Below are 20412 nucleotides of genomic sequence, written 5' to 3'. Positions count from 1 at the left end.
GTGTATCAGGCCCTCGCCGCGGCGGGGATTAAGTTGTACTATAAATATTATTCGTACAGCCTTAGGTCAACCCATGCCCCACCCCCTGGTGCTGGTACTCGGCGATCAGCTCAGCCTTGAGCTTGCCAGCCTGCGCGACCTGCCCGACGACGCCGTGGTGGCGCTGTGCGAGGTGTCCGCAGAGGGCACCTATGTGCCTCATCACCCGCAGAAGATCGCCTTGATCCTGGCCGCCATGCGCCACTTCGCGGCGCAGCTGCGCAAGCGCGGCGCCCGGGTTCACTACAGCGCCCTGGACGACCCCGACAATGCCCAGGCGCTGGTGCCCGAGGCGGAGCGCCTGGCGGTGCTGTACGGCTGCGCCGAGATCCTCGTCGTGCGCCCCGGCGAGTGGCGCCTGTGGCATGACATCCAGGCACGAGCCGAGGCCGCCCTGCCCTGGCGGATGCTCGAGGACGACCGCTTCTTCACCTCGCCGGAAGACTTCGCCGCCTGGGCGCACGGCCGCAAATCGCTGCGGCTGGAATACTTCTATCGCGAGAGACGGCGTGACACCGGCCTGCTGATGGAAGATGGCGCGCCCGCCGGCGGCAAGTGGAACTATGACCACGACAACCGCCAACCGCTGCCGGCCGACCTGGCGGTTCCCGAGCTACCCCGCCACGGACGAGACGCCACTACCGAGGCAGTGCTCGCGCTGGTGGCCAGGCACTTCGGCGATCACTTCGGCAGCCTCGAGGGCTTCCACTGGCCGGTGACGCGGCGCCAGGCGCTGGTCGACCTGCGCCACTTCCTCGAACACCTGCTGCCGGACTTCGGCCGCTACCAGGATGCCATCAGCGACGATGAGCCCTACCTGTTTCACTCGCGGCTCTCCGCGTCGCTCAATCTGGGGCTGCTCTCGCCCCGGGAGCTGTGCGAGGGAGCCGAGCGCGAGTATCTCGAGGGGCGTGCCCCGCTCAATGCGGTGGAGGGGTTCATTCGCCAGATCCTGGGCTGGCGAGAGTATGTCCGCGGCCTCTACTGGACCCGCATGCCGGACTACAAGCACGCCAACGCCCTGGGGGCCAGCCAGGCGCTTCCCGCCTGCTACTGGAGCGGCGATACCGAGCTGCGCTGCCTGCAGCGCGCGATCGAGATGACCCGCGACAACGCCTATGCCCACCATATCCAGCGGCTGATGGTCACCGGCAACTTCGCCCTGCTCTGCGACGTCGCCCCCGAGGCCCTGGGAGACTGGTACCTGGCGGTCTATGCCGATGCCTGCGAGTGGGTGGAGCTGCCCAACGTGCTGGGCATGGTGCTGCACGCCGACGGGGGATTGATGGGCTCAAAGCCCTACTGTGCCTCGGGCAAGTACATCGACCGCATGTCCGACCACTGCCACCAGTGTCGCTTCGACCCGAAGCAGGTCACCGGCGAGGGCGCCTGCCCGCTCAACAGCTTGTACTGGCACTTCCTGGAGCGTCACGCCGAGACGCTCTCCGCCAACCCGCGCATGAAGCTGATCTACGGGTCACTTGCCAGAATGAACGAGCAGAAGCGGGCCGATATCCGCGACCAGGCCGAACGTTTCCTGGCGAACCTGCCGCGCACGACGGCCTGGCACGGTGAGGCCGAGGGACAGCGCGGCGTCCACCTGGCCGGCTACCGCGAGGAGACCTCATGAGTCGACGCGCCCCCCTGCATGCCCGCGAACCGGTGACCCTCTACCACGACGGTCACTGTCCCCTTTGCCAGCGCGAGGTGGCCTGGCTCGCCCGACACCGTCACCGTGAGCGAGTGGCACTCGTGGATATCCAGGCGACTGGCTTCGACGCCGAGGCAGTAGGCAGGAGCTTCGACGCCATGATGGGCCGGCTCCACCTGCAGGACGGAGGCGGGCGCTGGTTCGTCGGCATGGACGCCAGCCGCGCGCTCTACGCCGTGCTGGGCTATCGTCGGCTGGTATGGCTGAGCTGCCTGCCGGGTATCGCACCGCTGATGGATGCGGGGTATCGCTGGTTTGCCCGCCACCGGGTGCGCCTGGGGCGCTGGATGGAGGGGCGGCGGCGGAAGTAGCGAGGTGAGAAACGTGGCGGGAGTGAGAAGACGTGGCAGTACGGTAAGCCAGCGGCGCCGGAGAGGCTCAAGCCGAGGTCCGTCTCAGAACACCAGCGGCATGCGCGAGGTCAGAGGGTCGTGGTAGTGCGCCTCGCGGCCGATCATTTCGTCGTGGGGCACCTGCTGCACCAGATAGGCGCGATGGATGCCGGCGCGCTTGAGCTCCAGGTAGACGTCATCCAGCGAGCGGAACAGCACCGGCTTGCCCTGGCGGACCAGCATGTGACGCTGGCCCTCGATATCTTCCAGCTCCACCTGATAGAAGCGGCTGCCGGCATGACCGATGATGCGAATCTCGTAGTTGTCGTGATGGGCCGCAAAGGCCTTGAGATCCTTGAATTCCATGGTTCCCTCCAGGGGTTCTTGTGATTGCAGTGCGCCATAGTCTGGCGCCATCAGATGACGCCACAGTGACGACTGGGTGTCGAGGCTGTGACCATCGACACGCCGGAGGGTTCCGCAAGTGACTGATTACAGGCTATTGGTAGCTTGAGGGATCGATGGCCTTCCCCAAGGAGTTGCGGTCGATCCAGTTACCCGCCTTGGTCTCCTTGTAACGGAACACCACCTGGTCGCCTACCCGCACCGGCAGCTCGGCGTCCTCGGTCTGGTAGCTGTAGGCCTCGCCCTCCACCACCAGCTGGTAACGATAGAGATCGGGCATGCCCAGCCACTCCTTGAAGGGACCTTCACGCTCCAGGGACTGAAGCTCGCCGCGCGCCTGAAGCTTGGGGGTGCGCTGCCGATTGCCGCGCCGAAATCCGCCTGCCATGGTGCCTCCTCTGTTCTGTCTGCTCTGTTTCTCTGCCCAGTTCGCCGGGCTCAAGCCGGATGCTTCGGTCTACTCGCCGAAAGTGTCGCCGTAGCTGTCCGGCGCCAGGTCCTCGAAGCGGGTGTACTTGCCGATGAAGGCCATGTGTACCGTGCCGATAGGACCGTTACGCTGCTTGCCGATGATTAGCTCGGCCAGCCCCTGGTTGTCGGGGTTGTCCGGATTGTAGACCTCGTCTCGGTAGACGAAGGCGATCACGTCGGCGTCCTGCTCGATGGCGCCCGATTCACGCAGATCCGACATCACCGGGCGCTTGTTGGGACGCTGCTCCAGCGAGCGGTTGAGCTGGGAGAGCGCCACGACCGGGCAGCCGAACTCCTTGGCCATGCCCTTCAGCGAGCGGGAGATTTCGGAGATCTCGCCGGTCCGGTTCTCTGAGAATCCGGGGATCTGCATCAGCTGCAGATAGTCGATCATGATCAAGCCGACGTTGCCGTGCTCGCGCACCAACCGCCGAACCCGTGAGCGCATCTCGTTGGGCGATAGCGCCGCGGTATCGTCGATGAACAGCTGCTTGTCCTTGAGCAGGTTGACCGCCGAGGTAAGTCGCGGCCAGTCCTCGTCCTCCAGCTGACCGGTGCGAACCCGGGTCTGGTCGATGCGACCCAGCGACGACAGCATGCGCAGCATCAGCGACTCGGCGGGCATCTCCATGGAGAACACCATCACCGGCTTGTCGCTGGAGATCACCGCATGCTCCACCACGTTCATGGCAAAGGTGGTCTTGCCCATCGAGGGGCGTCCCGCGATGATCACCAGGTCCGATGGCTGCAGGCCGGTGGTCATCTCGTCCAGATCGCGGAAGCCGGTGGAGAGCCCGGTCATCTCCCCCTGCATGTTGAACAGCTCGTCGATGCGGTCCACCGCCTTGGCCAGCAGCTCGCTCATGCCGATGGGGCCGCCCGACTTGGGGCGCTCCTCGCTGATCTGGAACACCAGACGCTCGGCCTCGTCCACCAGCTCGTCGGCGGGCCGGCCCTGGGGACTGAAGGCGCCGTCGGCGATCTGGCTGGCGGCGCGGATCAGCTTGCGCAGTGTGGCCCGCTCGCGAACGATGTCAGCGTAGGCGCGGATATTGCTGGCGGAAGGCGTATTGCGGGCCAGCTCGGCCAGAGTGGCCAGGCCTCCCACGGTATCGAGCTGGTCGCGGCCCTCCAGCGCCTCGGAGAGGGTCACCACGTCCAGCGGCCGCCCCCCCTCGGCCAGCCCCGCCATGACGTTGAAGATCAGCCGGTGCTCATAGCGATAGAAGTCGTCGGACACCAGACGGTCGGCGACGTTATCCCACGCCTGGTTGTCGAGCATCAGGCCGCCAAGCACCGACTGCTCCGCCTCCAGCGAGTGGGGCGGCACCTTGAGGGCGGCGGTTTCCTTGTCGTGCACGAGCATTTCAGGCATCGCGATGGTTCACCCTGGGCTTTGCGGGGAGGCCATTCTACCCTAGACGGACAGCGGGCCCCATGCCCGGCTCAGCGACATCCAGACGCGACAAGGGGCGCGGGAATCTCTCCCCGCGCCCCTGGTCAGGCGGTGACCAGGACTTACTCGGCCACTATCACCACGCGTACGGTGGCGTCGACTTCCGGGTGCAACTGCAGGTGGATGTCGTACTCGCCGGTGGCACGGATCGGGCCTTCCGGCATCTTCACTTCGCTCTTGGCGACGTCGAAGCCGGCGGAGGCGATGGCCTCGGCCAGATCGCGGGGACCGATGGAGCCGAACAGCTTGCCCTCGTCGCCGGCCTTGGAAACCAGCGAGAGTTCGATCTCGTTGAGCTGGGCAGCACGAGCCTCGGCCTCGGCCTTGCGCTCGGCGGCCTGGGCCTCGAGCTCGGCGCGCTGGGCCTGGAAGGCCTCGATGTTTTCCTTCGAGGCCGGTACGGCGAGGCCGTAGGGCATCAGGTAGTTACGGCCGTAGCCGGGCTTGACGGTAACCTGGTCACCCAGGCCGCCGAGCTTGCCGATATTGTCGAGCAGAATGACTTCCATCTCGTTAACCTCTTGTCAGTTGCGGCTGGCCAGACGCCCGCGGAAGTCCGCGAAGACGTCGATGAAGGCCAGCAGCAGCACAATCAGAATCATGGGCCAGGTGGTGATCAGCAGCACATAGAAGACGACCAGCCACAGCCCGTTCATCCCTTTCAAACCGATATAACCATGCACCAGCGCGATGCCGGCAACCAGCAGCGGGATCCACAGCAGCATGCCCAGGGCAGGAAGGCCCAGCACCGCACCGACCACCCCGAGGACCACCAGCACGGCGAGTTCGCGGGACGTCAGGCGCAGGGCGTGAAACTCCTCGCGAAAGCCGCCGGGATTGTAGAGCCCCGCCTGCCAATTGCGCGCGAGTGCCAGGCAGGCTACCGCGGCGATCAGCACGACCAGCCCGGTGATGCCACCGATCAGCACACCGGCCAGCTGCTCGGTATCGAGCCCCTGGGTGGACAGCTCGCTGAGCAGGCGCTCTACCTCGGGCGAACCCTGGCGAAGCTGCTCCAGCATGGGGCCGGCCCCGCCCGGCGGCAGGAAGACACCAAGCTGGATCATCCCGGCGCCGACCAGGGCGCCGATGATCAGCGCTTCGGCCCAGCGCATGCGGGAACGCAGCACGATCGCCATCAGGGTGACCAGCAGTACGCTGGTCAACGGGATGACGTCACCCTGAGCCCACCACCAGCCGGCCGGTATGCCGGCCGCCACGATCACCGGCAGCGCCGCCGTGAGGCCACGGCGCAGGGTGACCAGTGCCGCGATGGCGGCCCCCAACCAGAACAGCCAGGGGATGAGCGTGGAGAGGGCTGCCCCGCCGACGGCGTAGGGCGTGCCCCGCATCATCCAGCGGGCAATCGCGAGCATCACGCCAGGCGCTTACTGGTGGCTATCGGTGAAGGGCAGCAGGGCCAGATAGCGGGCGCGCTTGACGGCGGTGGCCAGCTGGCGCTGATAGCGAGCCTTGGTACCGGTGATGCGGCTGGGTACGATCTTGCCGGTCTCGGTAATGTAGGCCTTGAGGGTGTCCAGATCCTTGTAATCGATCTGTTTCACGCCCTCGGCGGTGAAACGGCAAAACTTGCGGCGGCGGAAAAAGCGTGCCATGTGAAGACTCCTTCAGACGTGCGATGGGTGAGATCAGGCGGTTTCGGCGCGGGGCTTCTCGTCGCGACGCGCGCGCTTCTCTTCCACCGGCTTCATCATCGGGGAAGCTTCGGTAACCGCTTCCTTGCAGCGCACCACCAGGCTACGAATGATGGCGTCGTTGAAGCGGAAGATGTTCTCGATCTCGTCGAGAGTCTCGCCTTCGCACTCGACGTTCATCAGCACATAGTGAGCCTTGTGGATCTTGTTGATCGGGTAGGCCAGGTGACGACGACCCCAATCCTCGAGACGATGCACGGTGCCGCCATTTTCGGTGACGAGGCTGGTGTAGCGCTCGACCATGGCCGGGACCTGCTCGCTCTGGTCCGGGTGGACCATGAACACGATTTCGTAGTGACGCATGGAATCTCCTTGCGGTTTGGCAGCTTCCGCGGGAGACCTGAGCTCCGGGGAAGCAAGGAGGTGATAACGGAAAAACACGAGTGCCCGCTCGGTGGATGAACGGGCGCAGGTATTCTAAAGAGTGCGCGCTTCGCGCGCAAGCTGGAAGCTGGAAGCTGGAAGCTGGAAGCTGGAAGGCAGCATGGTGCCACCAGCCCTGACGCCAAGGGGGTTATCTTCAAGCTTCCAGCTTAAGCCCGCGAAGTGGGCGCTCTTCCAGCTCCCGGCGAAGCCGGGCCCCGCTGCCGCACCACTTCGAACAGGCAGATACCGGTGGCCACCGAGACATTGAGGCTCGACACGCTGCCGGCCATGGGCAGCTTGACCAGCAGGTCGCAGGCCTCACGGGTCAGGCGGCGCATCCCCTTGCCCTCGGCGCCCATCACCAGGGCGGTGGGGCCGTGGAGGTCGGCCTCATAGACCAGCGCCTCGGCCTCCCCGGCGGTGCCGGTGATCCAGACGCCGAATTCCTTGAGCCTGGCCAGCGCGCGGGCCAGGTTGGTGACCTGATAGACCGGCACGCTCTCGGCGGCCCCGCAGGCCACCTTGCGCACCGTGGCGTTGAGCGGGGCCGACTTGTCCTTGGGCACGATGACACCGTGGACGCCGGCGGCATCGGCGCTTCGCAGGCAGGCGCCGAAGTTGTGCACGTCGGTGACGCCGTCGAGCACCAGCAGCAGCGGCGGCGCCTCGAGGGGCCAGGCCTCCAGCTTGAACCACAGCGACGCCTCACTTTCGAAGGCCAGCGGCGCGGCGAAGGCCACCACGCCCTGGTGAGCGGCCCCCTGGGCAAGCCGGTCGAGGTCATCGCGGGAGCGGGTCTGGATGCGAGCACCGCGACCGGCGGCCGCCTCCACCAGCTCGGCGAGACGGCCGCCGGCACTGCCCTCCTGGACCCACAGCTCCCGCGGCGACTCGCCACGGTCAAGCAGGGCGCGTACCGCATGCACGCCGAACACGGCCTCCAGGCCGCCGGGAATGCCCAGGTTGCCGCCGGCGGGACGGCGGGGTCGCTTGTGTTTCATGGCAGTCATCCACGGGGAAGAACGAAGCGGGGCGCCGGCGGCAGGGCCGCCGGCGCCCCTCGAGTCAGGGCAAGCTCAGCGCCGCGAGCGGCGGCGACGGCCACCACCGCGCTTCTTGCCGCCGCCCTCCTCCTCCTTGGCCGCCGGGGCGGCATCGGCCTTGGGCGGCTTGCCCCCGGCTCGGGCACGCCCCTTGTCGGGGGCATCATCCACGGCGCGGCGACGGCGCGGCGCCCGCTTGGGGCGTGGCTTGTCGTCGGCCAGGGCGAAGTCGATCTTGCGGTCGTTGAGATCGACCCTGGCCACCTGCACGGTCACGCCATCGCCAAGCCGATAGCTCATGCCGCTGCGCTCGCCCTTGAGGCGGTGCTTCTCAGGCTCGTAGTGGTAGTAGTCAGAGGGCAGCGAGGTGACATGCACCAGGCCCTCGACGTAGACCTCGTCGAGGCGCACGAAGATGCCGAACTGGGTGACCGAGGCGATGGTGCCGTCGAACACATCGCCGAGCTTGTCGGACATGAACTCGCACTTGAGCCAGTCCTCGACGTCACGGGTGGCGTCGTCGGCGCGGCGCTCGGTCATCGAGCAGTGCTCGCCGAGTTCGAGCATCTGCTCGAAGGTATAGGGCGCCCACTTGCTCGGCGGTTCCACCGCCGCCCCCTCGGCCCGCAGCACGGTATTGGTCTGACGCGGCCCGCGGATCACCGAACGGATAGCGCGGTGGACCAGCAGGTCCGGGTAGCGACGGATCGGCGAGGTGAAGTGGGCATAGGCCGGGTAGGCCAGGCCGAAGTGGCCGTCGTTCTGGGGCGAGTAGACCGCCCGACTCATGGAGCGCAGCATCACCGTCTGGATGACGTCGGTGTCGGGGCGATCCTTGATGACCTCGGCCAGTTCCCGATAGTCCTGCGGGCTGGGATCGTCACCGCCCCCCAGGGAGAGTCCCAACTCGGCCAGGAAGAGGCGCAGCTTGTCGAGGCGCTCCGGCGAGGGCTTCTCGTGGATGCGATAGAGGGCCGGCAGGTCGTGCTTGTCGAGGAAGCGCGCCGTGGCCACGTTGGCCGCCAGCATGCACTCCTCGATGATCTTGTGGGCATCGTTGCGGCTACGCGGGACGATCTTCTCGATCTTGCGCTCGTCGTTGAAGACGATGGCCGTCTCGGTGGTCTCGAAGTCGATGGCGCCACGCGCCACGCGGGCCTCGCGCAGCACCCGGTAGAGACCATGCAGATTGTTCAGCGAAGGCACCAGCTTGTGGTGCTCTTCGCGCAGCGCATCACCCGCCGAGTCCTCCTCGTCGAGGATCGCCGCCACCTTGTTGTAGGTGAGGCGCGCGTGGGACTGGAACACCGCCTCGTAGAAGCGGTAGCGGCTGATGGTGCCGCTCTGGGAGATGTTCATCTCGCAGACCAGGGCCAGCCGGTCGACGGCGGGGTTCAGCGAGCAGAGCCCGTTGGAGAGCAGTTCGGGCAGCATCGGCACCACCTGCCCGGGGAAGTAGACCGAATTGCCGCGGCGGATCGCCTCCTGGTCCAGGGCACTGCCCGGACGTACGTAGTGGGAGACATCGGCGATGGCCACCAGCAGCTTCCAGCTGCCGGACTTGGTCTTCCAGGCACAGACGGCATCGTCGAAGTCCTTGGCGCTCTCGTCGTCGATGGTCACCAGCGGCACGTCGCGCAGATCGATGCGGCGTTGCTTGTCCCCATCGGCCACCTCGGCGGACATGCTGGCGATCTGGTCATGGACCTCCGGCGGGAATTCGGCGGGGATCTCATAGCTGCGGATGGCGATGTCGATTTCCATCCCCGGATCCATGCGCTCACCGAGCACCTCGATCACCTCGCCCACCGGCTGCACCCGGGTCTCGGGCTGCTGGACGATCTTCGCCGAGATCACCTGGCCGTCCTTCGCCCCGCCGCAGGCGCTGTGCGGGATGATCACCTCCTGGGTGATGCGCGGGTTCTCGGGGATCAGCACCCCGAATTCGGGGGTATTCTGGCGGTAGACGCCGACGATGGTCTGGGTGTTGTGGGAGAGCACCTCGGCGATGGTCGCCTCGTCGCGGCCTCGGCGATCCCGACCGCTGACGCGGGCCAGCACGTAGTCACCGTGGAAAGCACGACGCATCTGCCGGGGCGGCAGCACCAGATCGGGCTTCTTGCCGTCCTCGCGGAGCAGGAAACCGAAGCCGTCGCGGTGGCCCAGCACCTTGCCGCGGATCAGATCGAGCTTGTCGATCAGCGCATAGGCACCCGCGCGGTTGCGCAGCACCTGGCCATCGCGCTCCATGGCGGCCAGGCGACGACGCACCGCCTCCTGGAGGTCCTCGTCATCGAGGCCCAAAAGGCGGCTCATCGTCTCGTGGGTGATCGGCTTGCCGACCTCCTCGAGCCGGGCGAGCAGGTACTCGCGGCTGGGGGCAGGATTATCGTACTTGTGGGCCTCGCGGCTGGCGTGCGGGTCGTCGCTGAGCGTCCAGTGGGTCATGCGGAGAGCATCCTTGGCAGGGTCGATGACGGCATGAGTGGGATGGCGCGCAGGCGCCGCGAGCATGAAGTCTGGCGTATCGTTTCGATTGTCATGCGCGCAGTATAGCGCCGCGCCGTCCACCACCCAACCATGGCGACCCTCGCCGCCAGGGCGGAACGCGAGAAAACTGCGCCGCGAGGCCCTTATGGCTCTTGCATTGGCGAGGGAATCGGGTATCATGCGCCTCGCCTGCCCAGATGGCGGAATTGGTAGACGCGCTAGCTTCAGGTGCTAGTGTCCGTAAGGACGTGGAGGTTCAAGTCCTCTTCTGGGCACCATCGCTCCCCCGGGAACGATGATCGGGAGTTCTCTCCCAGCTCTTTATCAGCTCGACTCGTTCGTGTTCGCCCAGGTGGCGGAATTGGTAGACGCGCTAGCTTCAGGTGCTAGTGTCCGTAAGGACGTGGAGGTTCAAGTCCTCTCCTGGGCACCATCCTTCGGGATGCCCGTGAACACGACGAGATGCATGATGCGCCCAGGTGGCGGAATTGGTAGACGCGCTAGCTTCAGGTGCTAGTATCCGTAAGGATGTGGAGGTTCAAGTCCTCTCCTGGGCACCATTTCATATCGCCTCATGCCGGCTGAACCAGTCAAGAGCACCACAGCAAGACCATCTCAAGAAGCCGCGACCAGAATCGCGGCTTTTTTGTGTCTGTCGATTGTGCCTGCCCCGCTATCAGAAGCCAGCTATCAGAAGCGGCCCGGCAGGCGCGCAACCTCCTCCAGGGCCCAGCCTCGCGTCACCACCTCCCCCTCCAGCACCTCGGCCACGTCCTCGGGCAGGCGGGGGAAAAAGTTGAGCCCGGTTCGCGCCTCGATCTCGTCGACGCTGACCAGATAAGTGTCCAGTGGCTCATCGCCGCGCACCTCCTGGGGCATGATGAAGGCCAGCACGCGAGGCTCCTCCCCCGGCACCGCAATGATCTTGAAGAAGGCCTCGGGAATCTCCACCAGCCCCACACGATTGAAGACATTGTCGAGAAAACGTTCGGGAAATATCGGCCCGGTGATCACCTGAACCTCATCGAACCGTGGTACGAAGCGGTCGATCACCACCTCCTCGAGACGCTGCCAAAGCCGCCTGTTGAGGTCCGGCCGCTGGGGCGACATGTTGCTCATGTAGAAGGTATCGAGCTGCGCCTCCCGCCCGTGCACCGCAGCGATGGCGTAGTTGGGCGCCATATGGCCTCGGTCATAGCCGCTGCCGGCATAGTGATCGGCACCGATCGGCCACAGGGTGCGCCAGTCGCTCCGGAAACCGGGGCGCGGGCCGGCGCGCGGATCCTCCACCGCCTCCAGCCGATAGCTGACCCACAGCGGATTGACCCGCACGTCGGACCAGCCCACCAGGAAGCCGTCGTTGCGCAGCACCCGGTGGACGCTGGTGGGCGTGAGGCTCTGCCACTCCGGCACGCCCATCCACACCAGTTGGTCGCGCACCTGGCGCTCCTGCCCGTACCAGAGGCCGGAGGTGACCACAACGAACAGCAGGGTGATACCGAAGCGGCGCGCCTGGCGGCGCCAGCGCGTCACGGGGGAACGACGACGACTCATCCTTGAAACGGCTTCCAGCGAGGGACAGAGAGCGCCGGGCGCGCCTGGCGCCCGACAGGAGAGGAGATAGCCCCCCGGCTACCAGCCCAGCGAGAACATGGTCTCCAGATCGTGGCGGGAGTGCACCTGCATGGCATTGAGGGTCTCGGTGTCGCGGACCCCTTCCACGGCGTTCAGCCGCTCGGTGACCAGCTCGGCCAGGCTCTCGAAATCGCGGGTGCGGGCGATGGCCACCAGATCATAGCGTCCGCAGGTGGAATAGACCTCGCTGATTCCCTCCACGTCGGCCAGGCGCTCGGCCACCGCCTTGACCTGGCCCTTCTCGGCATTGATCAGGATCACGGCATTCTGCATCGGGCACTCTCCCTGCGGCGGGCCCTTCTGGGCTCGGTGGATGTTTGACCGGTGGCGACCGGCAATGGCGCGAGTATAACAGCGCCGGACGCGCGGCAGAATCTCGGCTCAGCCGTGCAGGCTACCTTCAAGCTCGAGAAGCCGGCGCTTGAGCGCCGGCCCGCCGCTGTAGCCGCCCAGGCCGCCGGCGGCCACCACCCGATGGCAGGGAATCAGCAGCGGCAGTGGGTTGGCACCGTTGGCGGTGCCGATGGCACGAGCGGCACCCTCGCGGCCGAGCCGGCGCGCCAGCTCGCCATAGGTGCGGGTCTTACCCCAGGGAATGCGCAACAGGGCGGCCCAGACCTGGCGCTGGAAGTCGCTGCCTCCGGGCGCCAGCGGCAGGCTGAAGCTGCGCCGCCGGCCAGCCAGGTAGGCCAGCAGCTGGTCACGGGCCTCGACCAGGGCATCGTCGTCTCGGTGGGCCCCTTCGGGGTCGGGCCGCCCCTCGGCGGCCAGGGTCAGCCGCCGCAGACCCTCGGGCTCTGCGCACAGCAGAATCTCGCCAAGGGGGGAGGCAAAGCGGGTGAAGATCATCGGCTCTCCTGGGCTCCGGCATGCCGCGCGACAGATTGCCGCACGGCGAATGGCTGGTTCGCATCGCTACAGGCACTCTACTACCATAGGACAACGAACTCCGCAGGGCAGCCCCTGTCGGAGCTAGAGGTGGCTGATCACCCACAAGAAAAAAGAAGAACAGGAATCGTTCCTGAACCCGTGACGAAAAGGAGATCCCATGGCCAACCATAGCCGTCGTGACTTCATGCGCAACAGCCTGCTGGGCCTCGCCGCCCTGCCGCTGGGCGCTGGCATTCTCTCCAGGACCGCCTTTGCGCAGGACCTGCCGCGCCTCGATCCGAGCGCCGACCAGGCCCAGGCCCTGAACTACGTCGAGGACGCCGCCGACGCCGCCGATCACCCGGCTTACGAGGAAGGCGAGGTCTGCGACAACTGCATGTTCTGGCAGGCCGACAGCGAAGGCTGTCAGCTCTTCCCGCAGAACAGCGTCGAGCCCAAGGGGTGGTGCCAGTCCTGGACTGCCCAGGCCTGATCGCTCTCCCCGACACGCTTGAAAGAACACTTGAAAGAAACCCGCGCCTTGGCGCGGGTTTAATCGTTTCAGGGTCAGTCTCAGGCCCTGGCCGCGTCCTCCGGCAGGGGCCACTGGTAGCGGCGCACCACCTCGTCGCCCTCCAGTGATTCCAGTCTCACGGGGAACCCCCACAGCTGATGCAGATGGCGGATCACCGGATAGACGCTGCGCGCCAGGGGGCGGCGGCTGTCCTGGACGTGGCGCAGGGTCAGCGAGCGATCCCCGCGGATATCCGCCGAATAGATCTGGATGTTGGGCTCGCGCAGCGACAGGGCATACTGGGTGGCCAGCGCCTCGCGAACCCGCCGGTAGCCGCGCTCATCATGGATCGCCGACACCTCGAGCATCTCCTCCTGGTCATCGTCCACCACCATGAACAGCTTGAGGTCGCGAATGACCTTGGGCGACAGGAACTGCTGGATGAAGGACTCGTCCTTGAAGTTCCTCATGGCGAACTCCAGGGTCTCCCGCCAGTCGCTGCCGGCGGCGTCGGGAAACCACTGGCGATCCTCCTCCGTCGGGTTCTCGCACAGGCGCCTGAGGTCGCTGAAGATGGCAAAGCCCAGCGCATAGGGGTTGATCCCGCTGTACCACGGGCTGTCGAAGGCAGGCTGATTCACCACCGCGGTATGCGACTGCAGGAACTCCAGCATCAGCCCTTCGTCCACCAGGCCCTCCTCATAGAGCCGATTCATCAGGGTGTAGTGCCAGAAGGTCGCCCAGCCCTCGTTCATCACCTGGGTCTGGCGCTGGGGATAGAAGTATTGGGCCAGCTTGCGCACGATGCGCACCACCTCGCGCTGCCAAGGCGCCAGCAGCGGCGCGTTCTTCTCGATGAAATAGAGCAGGTTCTCCTGGGGTTCGGCGGGGTAGCGCCCGCCCGCATGCAGCCCCAGCGGGTCCTCCTCGTCGTGACCGCCGGCCAGCACATCCGCGGGAGCCCGCCCGGGGATGGTGCTCCACAGGGTGTTGACCTGAGACTGCAGATACGCCTCGCGCTCCTTCTGGCGGCGCACCTCCTCGGCTGCGGAGATCGGCGAGGGGCGCTTGTAGCGGTCGACGCCGTAGTTCTGCATGGCGTGGCAGGCGTCCAGCAGTTGCTCCACCGCCGCCACGCCGTGGCGCTCCTCGCACTCGGCAACGTACTGCCGAGCGAACATCAGGTAGTCGATGATCGAGCTGGCATCGGTCCAGGTGCGGAACAGGTAGTTGCCCTTGAAGAAGGAGTTGTGGCCATAGCAGGCGTGGGCCATTACCAGCACCTGCATCATCAGGGTGTTCTCCTCCATCAGGTAGGCGATGCAGGGGTCGGAGTTGATCACCAACTCGTAGGCCAGGCCCATCTGGCCACGCCGATAGGCCTGCTCCACCGCCAGGAACTGCTTGCCGAAGGACCAGTGGTGGTAGCCCACCGGCATGCCGACACTGGCGTAGGCGTCCATCATCTGCTCGGTGGTGATCACCTCGATCTGGTTGGGGTAGATATCGAGGTGATACTCATCGGCCAGCCGGGCGATCTCGCGCTCGAACTCGGTCAGGATCTCGAAGTTCCAGTCGGAGCCGGTAGCAATGGGCTTGCGTCGTGTCATGGTTCCTCCTCGGCGCCGCGTCGGGCGCTCAGCCGCCGACGGCGCGTCGCTTGAACAGCTCACGGAACACCGAATAGATATCTCCGGCCTCGACGATCTGGCGCATGGCGAAGCGCGCCGGAAACTCGGCGGCCACCGTCTCGTACTCTTCCCACAGCGCCTGGTGGGCGTGGGGCGTGATCTCCACGTAGGTGAAGTACTGCAGGCGCGGCATCAGCTTCTTGATCAGCAGGTCGCGACAGGCGACGGAGTCATCGTCCCAGTTGTCGCCGTCCGAGGCCTGGGCCACGTAGAGATTCCACTGCCCCGGCGGGTAGCGCTTGGCGATGATCTCGTCGACCAGGGTCAGGGCGCTGGAGACGATGGTCCCGCCGGTCTCCCGGGAGTAGAAGAACTCCTCCTCGTCCACCTCCTTGGCCGCGGTGTGGTGGCGCACGAAGACCAGCTCGACCTTCTCGTAGCTGCGCTCCAGGAACAGGTAAAGCAGCAGGAAGAAGCGCTTGGCGATGTCCTTGTGGGCCTGGGTCATGGAGCCGGAGACGTCCATCACGCAGAACATCACCGCCTTGCTGGAGGGCATCGGCTGGTTGACCAGGTTGTTATAGCGCAGGTCGTAGGTGTCGATGAAGGGCACCGCTTCGAGGCGCTTCTCCAGGCGCTCGATCTCCGCCTTGAGCTCATTGATGCGCGCCGGGTTTCGCAGCACCGGGTCCTTGCCCTCCTCGATCTCCAAAGCCTCCCGAACCTCGCGAAGGGCTCGACGAATGGGCGCCCGCATGGCAATGCGTCGAGCGTGGGCCTCGCGCATGGAGCGCACGATATTGATCCGCGCCGGCACACCGTGACGGGAGACCCCCGCCCGCACCGGCCGCACCTCGTTGAGATCCACCAGCGCCTTGCGCTCCAGGTGGGGCAGTTCCAGGCCGTCGAAGACGAAGTCGAGAAATTCTTCTCGACTCAGGGTGAAGGCGAACTCGTCCATGCCCTCGCCCTGATCCGAGGCGCCGCCCTCTCCGGCTCCGCCGCCGCCCCCTCCGCTGGGCCGACGCAGGCGGTCACCCTCGATGAACTCCCGGTTCCCCGGGGCGACAATCGAACGTTTCCCGCCCGGGCCATGCTGGAACACCGGCTCCGAGATGTCGCGACTCGGGATCGAGACCTTCTCACCACGCTCCATGTCGGTGATGGAGCGGCGGTTCACCGCCTCCTCCACCGACCGCTTGATATGGGTGCGGTAACGATCCAGGAAGCGTTGCCGGTTGACCGCGCTCTTGTGCTTGGCGTTGGCCCGTCGATCGATGAAATAGGACATGGATGACCTCCTCGGCCTACTGCGACTTGCGCACCCGCAGGTACCACTCGGAGAGCAGGCGCACCTGCTTCTCGGTGTAACCGCGATCCACCATCCTGGCCACGAAATCCTCGTGCTTCTTCTGATCCGCCTGGGAAGCCTTGGCGTTGAAGGAGATCACCGGCAGCAGCTCCTCGGTGTTGGCGAACATCTTCTGCTCGATCACGCCGCGCAGCTTCTCGTAGGACTGCCAGCTGGGGTTCATGCCGTTGTTCTGGGCCCGGGCGCGCAGCACGAAGTTGACCACCTCGTGGCGGAAGTCCTTGGGATTGGAGATGCCGGCCGGCTTCTCTATCTTCTCCAGCTCCTCGTTGAGGGACTGCCGGTTGAACAGCTCGCCGGTTTCCGGGTCGCGGTACTCCTGGTCCTGAATCCAGAAATCGGCGTAGGTGACGTAGCGGTCGAAGATGTTCTGGCCGTACTCGGAGTAGGACTCGAGGTAGGCGGTCTGGATCTCCTTGCCGATGAAGTCGACGTAGCGTGGCGCCAGATACTCCTTGATATAGCGCAGATAGCGCTCGAAGGTCTCGCGGGGCAGCTGCTCCTGCTCCAGCCGCTGCTCCAGCACGTAGAGCAGGTGCACCGGGTTGGCCGCCACCTCCTGGCTATCGAAGTTGAACACCTTGGAGAGGATCTTGAAGGCAAAGCGGGTGGAGAGCCCGTCCATGCCCTCGTCGACCCCGGCAGCGTCGCGGTACTCCTGGATCGACTTGGCCTTGGGATCGGTGTCCTTGAGGTTCTCGCCGTCATAGACGCGCATCTTGGAATAGACGCTGGAGTTTTCCGGCTCCTTGAGCCGCGAGAGCACCGTGAACTGCGCCAGCATGCGCAGGGTGTCCGGCGCGCAGGGCGCCTGCTTGAGCGAGGAGTGCTCAAGCAGCTTCCGGTAAATCTTGACCTCCTCGGAGGCCCTCAGGCAGTAGGGCACCTTGACGATATAGACGCGGTCGAGGAAGGCCTCATTGTTGCGGTTGTTGCGGAATGCCTGCCACTCACTCTCGTTGGAGTGGGCCAGCACGACGCCCTCGAAGGGAATCGCCCCCATGCCCTCGGTGGGGTTGTAGTTGCCCTCCTGGGTGGCGGTCAGCAGCGGATGCAGCACCTTGATCGGCGCCTTGAACATCTCCACGAACTCCATCAACCCCTGGTTGGCGCGGCAGAGGCCCCCGGAGAAGCTGTAGGCGTCTGGGTCATCCTGGGAGTACATTTCCAGCTGACGGATATCCACCTTGCCGACCAGCGAGGAGATGTCCTGGTTGTTCTCGTCCCCAGGCTCGGTCTTGGAGATGGCGATCTGGTTAAGGCGTGAGGGATAGAGGCGTACCACTCGGAAGCGGGAGATGTCGCCGCCATATTCCTTGAGACGCTTGGCCGCCCAGGGCGACATCACGCTCTTCAGGTAGCGCCGCGGGATGCCGTACTCCTTCTCGAGCAGCTCGCCGTCCTCCTCGGGCGAGAACAGGCCCAGCGGCGACTCGTAGACCGGTGACTCCTTGATGGCGTAAAAGGGCACCTTCTCCATCAGTAACTTGAGCCGTTCGGCAAGCGACGACTTGCCGCCGCCAACGGGCCCGAGCAGGTAGAGGATCTGCTTGCGCTCCTCGAGGCCCTGGGCGGCATGACGGAAGTACGACACGATCTGCTCGATCGCCTCCTCCATGCCGTAGAACTCGGAAAACGCCGGGTAGCGGCGAATGACCTTGTTGGAAAAGATGCGTGACAGCCGTGGGTCTTTGGCCGTGTCGATCACCTCGGGCTCGCCGATGGCCTCCAGCATCCGCTCGGCGGCCGATGCAAAAACTGACGGCTCCCGGTGACAGAGTTCCAAGTACTCCTGCAGGGTCAGCTCCTCCTGCTGGACGCGCTCGTAGCGATTCTGCACATGGTCGAAGATGCTCATCGATGTCTCCTTAAAGCCCGATGATTCGGCGCCTGGTGCGGTCAGCGGCGCTCTGGATCGTGGCAATCTCAGCGTAGGACAGTCCGGCACAGCATTAGCGGACATCGAATCAACGCTGGACCTTACCCCTAAGAGCCTGATGTCGACCAAGGGTTCGTTGGCAAGGGGGCCGTTTTACCAACGCAACACGACCGGGGCCCGTCGAGAAGGCTCCTTGAGCCCTGAAAGGCGGCGCCCGGGAGGGCGACGCCGGGCTCGGCAGCGGGCTATAGCGCCGCCGCCACTCGGGTTCCCTGATCGATGGCGCGCTTGGCGTCCAGTTCGGCGGCCTCCTCGGCGCCGCCGATCAGGTGCACCTCCAGGCCCTCGGCGCGCAACGGCTCGAACAGTTCGCGCACCGGCTCCTGGCCGGCGCAGACCACCACGGTATCCACCTCGAGCAGACGAGTTTCTCCACCCACCCGCAGATGCAGCCCGGCATCGTCGACGCCCTGGTACTCGCAGCCGGTCAGCGTCTCGACGCCGCGGTGCTTGAGCGAGGCACGATGCACCCAGCCGGTGGTCTTGCCCAGGCCACGACCCGGCTTGGAGGCCTTTCGCTGAAGCAGGAAGACCCGACGAGGCACCTCGGGGCGGCGCGCCACCTTGAGGCCGCCTGGCGTCGCGACCGACAGATCCACGCCCCACTCGTCGCACCAGGCGTCGCGGTCCAGCGCCGAGTGCCCGCCCTGGGTGAGCAGCTCCGCCACGTCGAAGCCGATGCCGCCGGCGCCTATGATCGCCACCCGCCGCCCGACCCGCTCCGGATGCAGGATCGCTGCGGGATAGCTCATCACCTTCGGATGATCGAGGCCGGGCAGCTCGAGGTGGCGCGGTCGAACCCCGCTGGCCAGGACCACTGCATCGAAATCGCGCAGCGCCTGGACATCCGCCTCGCAGTCGAGGCGCACCCACACGCCGTGCCGGTCAAGCATCACCCGGAAATAGCGCAGGGTCTCGTTGAACTCCTCCTTGCCCGGGATGCGCCGTGCGTAGTTGAACTGACCGCCCAACTCGGTGCCGCGCTCGAACAGGGTCACCGCATGGCCCCGCTGCGCCGCGGTGAGCGCCGCCGCCAGGCCCGCCGGGCCGCCGCCCACCACGGCGACCCGCCTGGGGGTCTCGGCAGGCGCGATGAGCAGTTCGGTCTCGTGGCCGGCTCGCGGGTTGACCAGACAAGAGGTAGCCTTGCCCTGGAAGGTATGGTCCAGACAGGCCTGGTTGCAGGCGATGCAGGTATTGATCTCCTCGGCCCGGCCCTCGGCGGCCTTGGTTATCCAGGCCGGGTCGGCAAGGAAGGGGCGCGCCATGGAGACCATGTCCGCATGACCCTCGGCCAGCACCCGCTCGGCGACCTCGGGCATATTGATGCGGTTAGTGGTGACCAGCGGCACCGACAGCTCGGCCTTCATGCGCCGGGTCACCTCGGTGAAGGCCGCCCGCGGCACGCTGGTGACGATGGTCGGCACCCGGGCCTCATGCCAACCGATGCCGGTGTTGATCAGACTGGCGCCGGCCGCCTCGACGGCGCGCCCCAGGGCGACCACCTCGTCATGGGTGCTGCCCTCCTCCACCAGATCGATCATGGATAGCCGGAAGATGATCAGAAAGTCGTCGCCCACCGCCTCGCGAATGCGCCGAACGATCTCCACCGGGAAGCGGATGCGGCTGGCGAAGTTACCGCCCCAGGCGTCATCGCGGTGGTTGGTGCGACGGCAGACGAACTGGTTGATCAGGTAGCCTTCCGAGCCCATCACCTCCACGCCGTCATAGCCGGCCGCTCTGGCGAGCCTCGCACAGCGAACATAGTCGGCGATCTGCTGATTCACCTCGTCGTCGTCAAGAGCGCGGGGCATGAAGGAATTGATCGGCGCCTGGATGGCCGAGGGGGCGACCAGCCCCGGGCTGTAGGCATAGCGTCCCGCATGCAGGATCTGCATGCAGATGCGCCCGCCCTCGGCGTGGACCGCCTCCACCACCCGGCGATGGTCGGGCAACTGCGCCTCACGCTCCAGGGTGGCGGCTCCCTGGAAGACGGCGCCTTCAGGATTGGGGGCGATGCCGCCGGTGACGATCAGCGCCACCCCTTCCCGGGTCCGCTCGGCATAGAAGGCGGCCAGACGCTCGAAGCCGCCGGGCATCTCCTCCAGGTTGGTGTGCATGGAGCCCATCAGCACCCGATTGGGCAGCGTCAGGTGGCCCACCGACAGGGAACGGAACAGATGGGGATAGGCGGTCACGGCGCGCTCCTGATTCATTTCCGGGGATTCAAACAACTGTATGATAGTTCTGTTGGCCGTGCAAAACCGATGCGCTCGGATTCGAGGCGCCATCGACGAAGCATCCCCCAGAGGAGGCGGCACAGGAAAGCAGAGATACACTGACAGGGAGGCCTGTCAAGAGGGAGAGAAAGGAGGGTGCCGAACGGAGCGGCAGAAGGCGTGGGCCCCATAAACGACAAAACC

19 protein-coding genes and 3 tRNA genes are annotated in these 20412 nt (G+C 65.7%); 6 read left to right on the top strand and 16 right to left on the bottom strand.

The window, feature by feature from the left end; translation table 11 throughout:
• Window positions 1-73 precede the first annotated feature (73 nt).
• Both ACM26W_RS04785 and ACM26W_RS04780 read left to right on the top strand, forming a co-directional pair.
• Entirely contained in the window at window positions 74-1669 is a 1596-nt protein-coding gene (locus tag ACM26W_RS04785; RefSeq protein ID WP_416139709.1) for a cryptochrome/photolyase family protein, read from the top strand.
• On the top strand, window positions 1666-2061 hold the full coding sequence (locus ACM26W_RS04780; RefSeq protein WP_416139708.1) for a thiol-disulfide oxidoreductase DCC family protein: 396 nt from the start codon (window positions 1666-1668) through the stop codon (window positions 2059-2061). Before ACM26W_RS04785 ends, ACM26W_RS04780 begins: the two co-directional genes overlap by 4 nt.
• A gap of 84 nt (window positions 2062-2145) precedes the next feature.
• Here ACM26W_RS04780 and ACM26W_RS04775 read toward each other — a convergent pair whose 3' ends face one another.
• The 9 genes from ACM26W_RS04775 to rnr all read right to left on the bottom strand — a co-directional run bounded on the left by ACM26W_RS04775 (window position 2146) and on the right by rnr (window position 9986).
• Window positions 2146-2448 carry a DUF6482 family protein gene (locus tag ACM26W_RS04775; RefSeq protein ID WP_416139707.1) on the bottom strand — a complete coding sequence of 101 codons (303 nt, stop codon included), beginning with the start codon at window positions 2446-2448 and terminating at the stop codon, window positions 2146-2148.
• A 133-nt stretch (window positions 2449-2581) separates the two neighbouring features.
• The gene (locus tag ACM26W_RS04770; RefSeq protein ID WP_416139706.1) at window positions 2582-2875 is read right to left on the bottom strand and encodes a hypothetical protein; all 294 of its coding nucleotides are present in this window, start codon (window positions 2873-2875) and stop codon (window positions 2582-2584) included.
• Window positions 2876-2944: 69 nt separating this feature from the next.
• Window positions 2945-4333: a replicative DNA helicase gene (dnaB, locus tag ACM26W_RS04765; protein ID WP_416139705.1), complete on the bottom strand. Its 1389-nt coding sequence runs from the start codon at window positions 4331-4333 to the stop codon at window positions 2945-2947.
• Window positions 4334-4476: 143 nt separating this feature from the next.
• Window positions 4477-4923: a 50S ribosomal protein L9 gene (rplI, locus tag ACM26W_RS04760; protein WP_416139704.1), complete on the bottom strand. Its 447-nt coding sequence runs from the start codon at window positions 4921-4923 to the stop codon at window positions 4477-4479.
• A gap of 15 nt (window positions 4924-4938) precedes the next feature.
• The gene (locus ACM26W_RS04755; RefSeq protein ID WP_416139703.1) at window positions 4939-5790 is read right to left on the bottom strand and encodes a hypothetical protein; all 852 of its coding nucleotides are present in this window, start codon (window positions 5788-5790) and stop codon (window positions 4939-4941) included.
• 12 nt (window positions 5791-5802) lie between these two features.
• Window positions 5803-6030, bottom strand: a complete 228-nt coding sequence (gene rpsR / locus ACM26W_RS04750) for a 30S ribosomal protein S18 (RefSeq protein ID WP_290906381.1) — start codon at window positions 6028-6030, stop codon at window positions 5803-5805.
• A 33-nt stretch (window positions 6031-6063) separates the two neighbouring features.
• Window positions 6064-6432, bottom strand: a complete 369-nt coding sequence (rpsF, locus tag ACM26W_RS04745; RefSeq protein ID WP_416139702.1) for a 30S ribosomal protein S6 — start codon at window positions 6430-6432, stop codon at window positions 6064-6066.
• A gap of 230 nt (window positions 6433-6662) precedes the next feature.
• Window positions 6663-7505 carry a 23S rRNA (guanosine(2251)-2'-O)-methyltransferase RlmB gene (rlmB, locus tag ACM26W_RS04740; protein ID WP_416139701.1) on the bottom strand — a complete coding sequence of 281 codons (843 nt, stop codon included), beginning with the start codon at window positions 7503-7505 and terminating at the stop codon, window positions 6663-6665.
• Between the two features lie 66 nt (window positions 7506-7571).
• Window positions 7572-9986, bottom strand: a complete 2415-nt coding sequence (gene rnr, locus ACM26W_RS04735) for a ribonuclease R (protein WP_416139700.1) — start codon at window positions 9984-9986, stop codon at window positions 7572-7574.
• Between the two features lie 233 nt (window positions 9987-10219).
• Here rnr and ACM26W_RS04730 point away from each other — a divergent pair.
• From ACM26W_RS04730 to ACM26W_RS04720, 3 genes are all read left to right on the top strand, one after another.
• Window positions 10220-10306, top strand: a tRNA-Leu gene (locus tag ACM26W_RS04730).
• Between the two features lie 68 nt (window positions 10307-10374).
• Window positions 10375-10461, top strand: a tRNA-Leu gene (locus ACM26W_RS04725).
• 40 nt (window positions 10462-10501) lie between these two features.
• Window positions 10502-10588 (top strand) — tRNA-Leu (locus tag ACM26W_RS04720).
• A 130-nt stretch (window positions 10589-10718) separates the two neighbouring features.
• On the opposite strand, the gene ACM26W_RS04715 is transcribed toward ACM26W_RS04720, so the two are convergent.
• The 3 genes from ACM26W_RS04715 to ACM26W_RS04705 all read right to left on the bottom strand — a co-directional run bounded on the left by ACM26W_RS04715 (window position 10719) and on the right by ACM26W_RS04705 (window position 12512).
• Window positions 10719-11582, bottom strand: a complete 864-nt coding sequence (locus ACM26W_RS04715) for a DNA/RNA non-specific endonuclease (RefSeq protein ID WP_416139699.1) — start codon at window positions 11580-11582, stop codon at window positions 10719-10721.
• 78 nt (window positions 11583-11660) lie between these two features.
• Window positions 11661-11936, bottom strand: a complete 276-nt coding sequence (locus ACM26W_RS04710; protein ID WP_290788241.1) for an Lrp/AsnC family transcriptional regulator — start codon at window positions 11934-11936, stop codon at window positions 11661-11663.
• Between the two features lie 108 nt (window positions 11937-12044).
• Window positions 12045-12512 (bottom strand): methylated-DNA--[protein]-cysteine S-methyltransferase, encoded by a 468-nt coding sequence (locus ACM26W_RS04705; protein ID WP_416139698.1) that lies wholly within the window; start codon window positions 12510-12512, stop codon window positions 12045-12047.
• Between the two features lie 199 nt (window positions 12513-12711).
• Here ACM26W_RS04705 and ACM26W_RS04700 point away from each other — a divergent pair, with 199 nt between their 5' ends.
• Window positions 12712-13026, top strand: a complete 315-nt coding sequence (locus tag ACM26W_RS04700) for a high-potential iron-sulfur protein (protein WP_416139697.1) — start codon at window positions 12712-12714, stop codon at window positions 13024-13026.
• An 80-nt stretch (window positions 13027-13106) separates the two neighbouring features.
• Here the strand turns inward: ACM26W_RS04700 and ACM26W_RS04695 are convergent, their stop codons facing one another.
• From ACM26W_RS04695 to ACM26W_RS04680, 4 genes are all read right to left on the bottom strand, one after another.
• A complete protein-coding gene (locus ACM26W_RS04695; protein ID WP_416139696.1) occupies window positions 13107-14657 on the bottom strand; it encodes a SpoVR family protein in 1551 nt (516 codons plus the stop codon).
• Window positions 14658-14685: 28 nt separating this feature from the next.
• Window positions 14686-15969 carry a YeaH/YhbH family protein gene (locus ACM26W_RS04690; protein WP_416139695.1) on the bottom strand — a complete coding sequence of 428 codons (1284 nt, stop codon included), beginning with the start codon at window positions 15967-15969 and terminating at the stop codon, window positions 14686-14688.
• Between the two features lie 16 nt (window positions 15970-15985).
• The gene (locus ACM26W_RS04685; protein ID WP_416139694.1) at window positions 15986-17908 is read right to left on the bottom strand and encodes a PrkA family serine protein kinase; all 1923 of its coding nucleotides are present in this window, start codon (window positions 17906-17908) and stop codon (window positions 15986-15988) included.
• A 266-nt stretch (window positions 17909-18174) separates the two neighbouring features.
• Entirely contained in the window at window positions 18175-20205 is a 2031-nt protein-coding gene (locus ACM26W_RS04680; protein ID WP_416139693.1) for an FAD-dependent oxidoreductase, read from the bottom strand.
• Between the last annotated feature and the right edge of the window lie 207 nt (window positions 20206-20412).

This window comes from Halomonas sp. HK25 (assembly GCF_047795635.1).
Lineage (GTDB): Bacteria > Pseudomonadota > Gammaproteobacteria > Pseudomonadales > Halomonadaceae > Halomonas.
Note: the sequence above shows the minus strand (reverse complement) of the source record. Positions and strands in the feature narration are given on the sequence as shown.

Excerpts from the sequence above, each read along its gene's own strand:
- ACM26W_RS04785 (WP_416139709.1), top strand. The coding sequence starts at position 74 with ATGCCCCACCCCCTGGTGCTGGTACTCGGCGATCAGCTCAGCCTTGAG.
- ACM26W_RS04780 (WP_416139708.1), top strand. The coding sequence starts at position 1,666 with ATGAGTCGACGCGCCCCCCTGCATGCCCGCGAACCGGTGACCCTCTAC.
- ACM26W_RS04775 (WP_416139707.1), bottom strand. The coding sequence starts at position 2,448 with ATGGAATTCAAGGATCTCAAGGCCTTTGCGGCCCATCACGACAACTAC.
- ACM26W_RS04770 (WP_416139706.1), bottom strand. The coding sequence starts at position 2,875 with ATGGCAGGCGGATTTCGGCGCGGCAATCGGCAGCGCACCCCCAAGCTT.
- dnaB (WP_416139705.1), bottom strand. The coding sequence starts at position 4,333 with ATGCCTGAAATGCTCGTGCACGACAAGGAAACCGCCGCCCTCAAGGTG.
- rplI (WP_416139704.1), bottom strand. The coding sequence starts at position 4,923 with ATGGAAGTCATTCTGCTCGACAATATCGGCAAGCTCGGCGGCCTGGGT.
- ACM26W_RS04755 (WP_416139703.1), bottom strand. The coding sequence starts at position 5,790 with ATGCTCGCGATTGCCCGCTGGATGATGCGGGGCACGCCCTACGCCGTC.
- rpsR (WP_290906381.1), bottom strand. The coding sequence starts at position 6,030 with ATGGCACGCTTTTTCCGCCGCCGCAAGTTTTGCCGTTTCACCGCCGAG.
- rpsF (WP_416139702.1), bottom strand. The coding sequence starts at position 6,432 with ATGCGTCACTACGAAATCGTGTTCATGGTCCACCCGGACCAGAGCGAG.
- rlmB (WP_416139701.1), bottom strand. The coding sequence starts at position 7,505 with ATGACTGCCATGAAACACAAGCGACCCCGCCGTCCCGCCGGCGGCAAC.
- rnr (WP_416139700.1), bottom strand. The coding sequence starts at position 9,986 with ATGACCCACTGGACGCTCAGCGACGACCCGCACGCCAGCCGCGAGGCC.
- ACM26W_RS04715 (WP_416139699.1), bottom strand. The coding sequence starts at position 11,582 with ATGAGTCGTCGTCGTTCCCCCGTGACGCGCTGGCGCCGCCAGGCGCGC.
- ACM26W_RS04710 (WP_290788241.1), bottom strand. The coding sequence starts at position 11,936 with ATGCAGAATGCCGTGATCCTGATCAATGCCGAGAAGGGCCAGGTCAAG.
- ACM26W_RS04705 (WP_416139698.1), bottom strand. The coding sequence starts at position 12,512 with ATGATCTTCACCCGCTTTGCCTCCCCCCTTGGCGAGATTCTGCTGTGC.
- ACM26W_RS04700 (WP_416139697.1), top strand. The coding sequence starts at position 12,712 with ATGGCCAACCATAGCCGTCGTGACTTCATGCGCAACAGCCTGCTGGGC.
- ACM26W_RS04695 (WP_416139696.1), bottom strand. The coding sequence starts at position 14,657 with ATGACACGACGCAAGCCCATTGCTACCGGCTCCGACTGGAACTTCGAG.
- ACM26W_RS04690 (WP_416139695.1), bottom strand. The coding sequence starts at position 15,969 with ATGTCCTATTTCATCGATCGACGGGCCAACGCCAAGCACAAGAGCGCG.
- ACM26W_RS04685 (WP_416139694.1), bottom strand. The coding sequence starts at position 17,908 with ATGAGCATCTTCGACCATGTGCAGAATCGCTACGAGCGCGTCCAGCAG.
- ACM26W_RS04680 (WP_416139693.1), bottom strand. The coding sequence starts at position 20,205 with ATGAATCAGGAGCGCGCCGTGACCGCCTATCCCCATCTGTTCCGTTCC.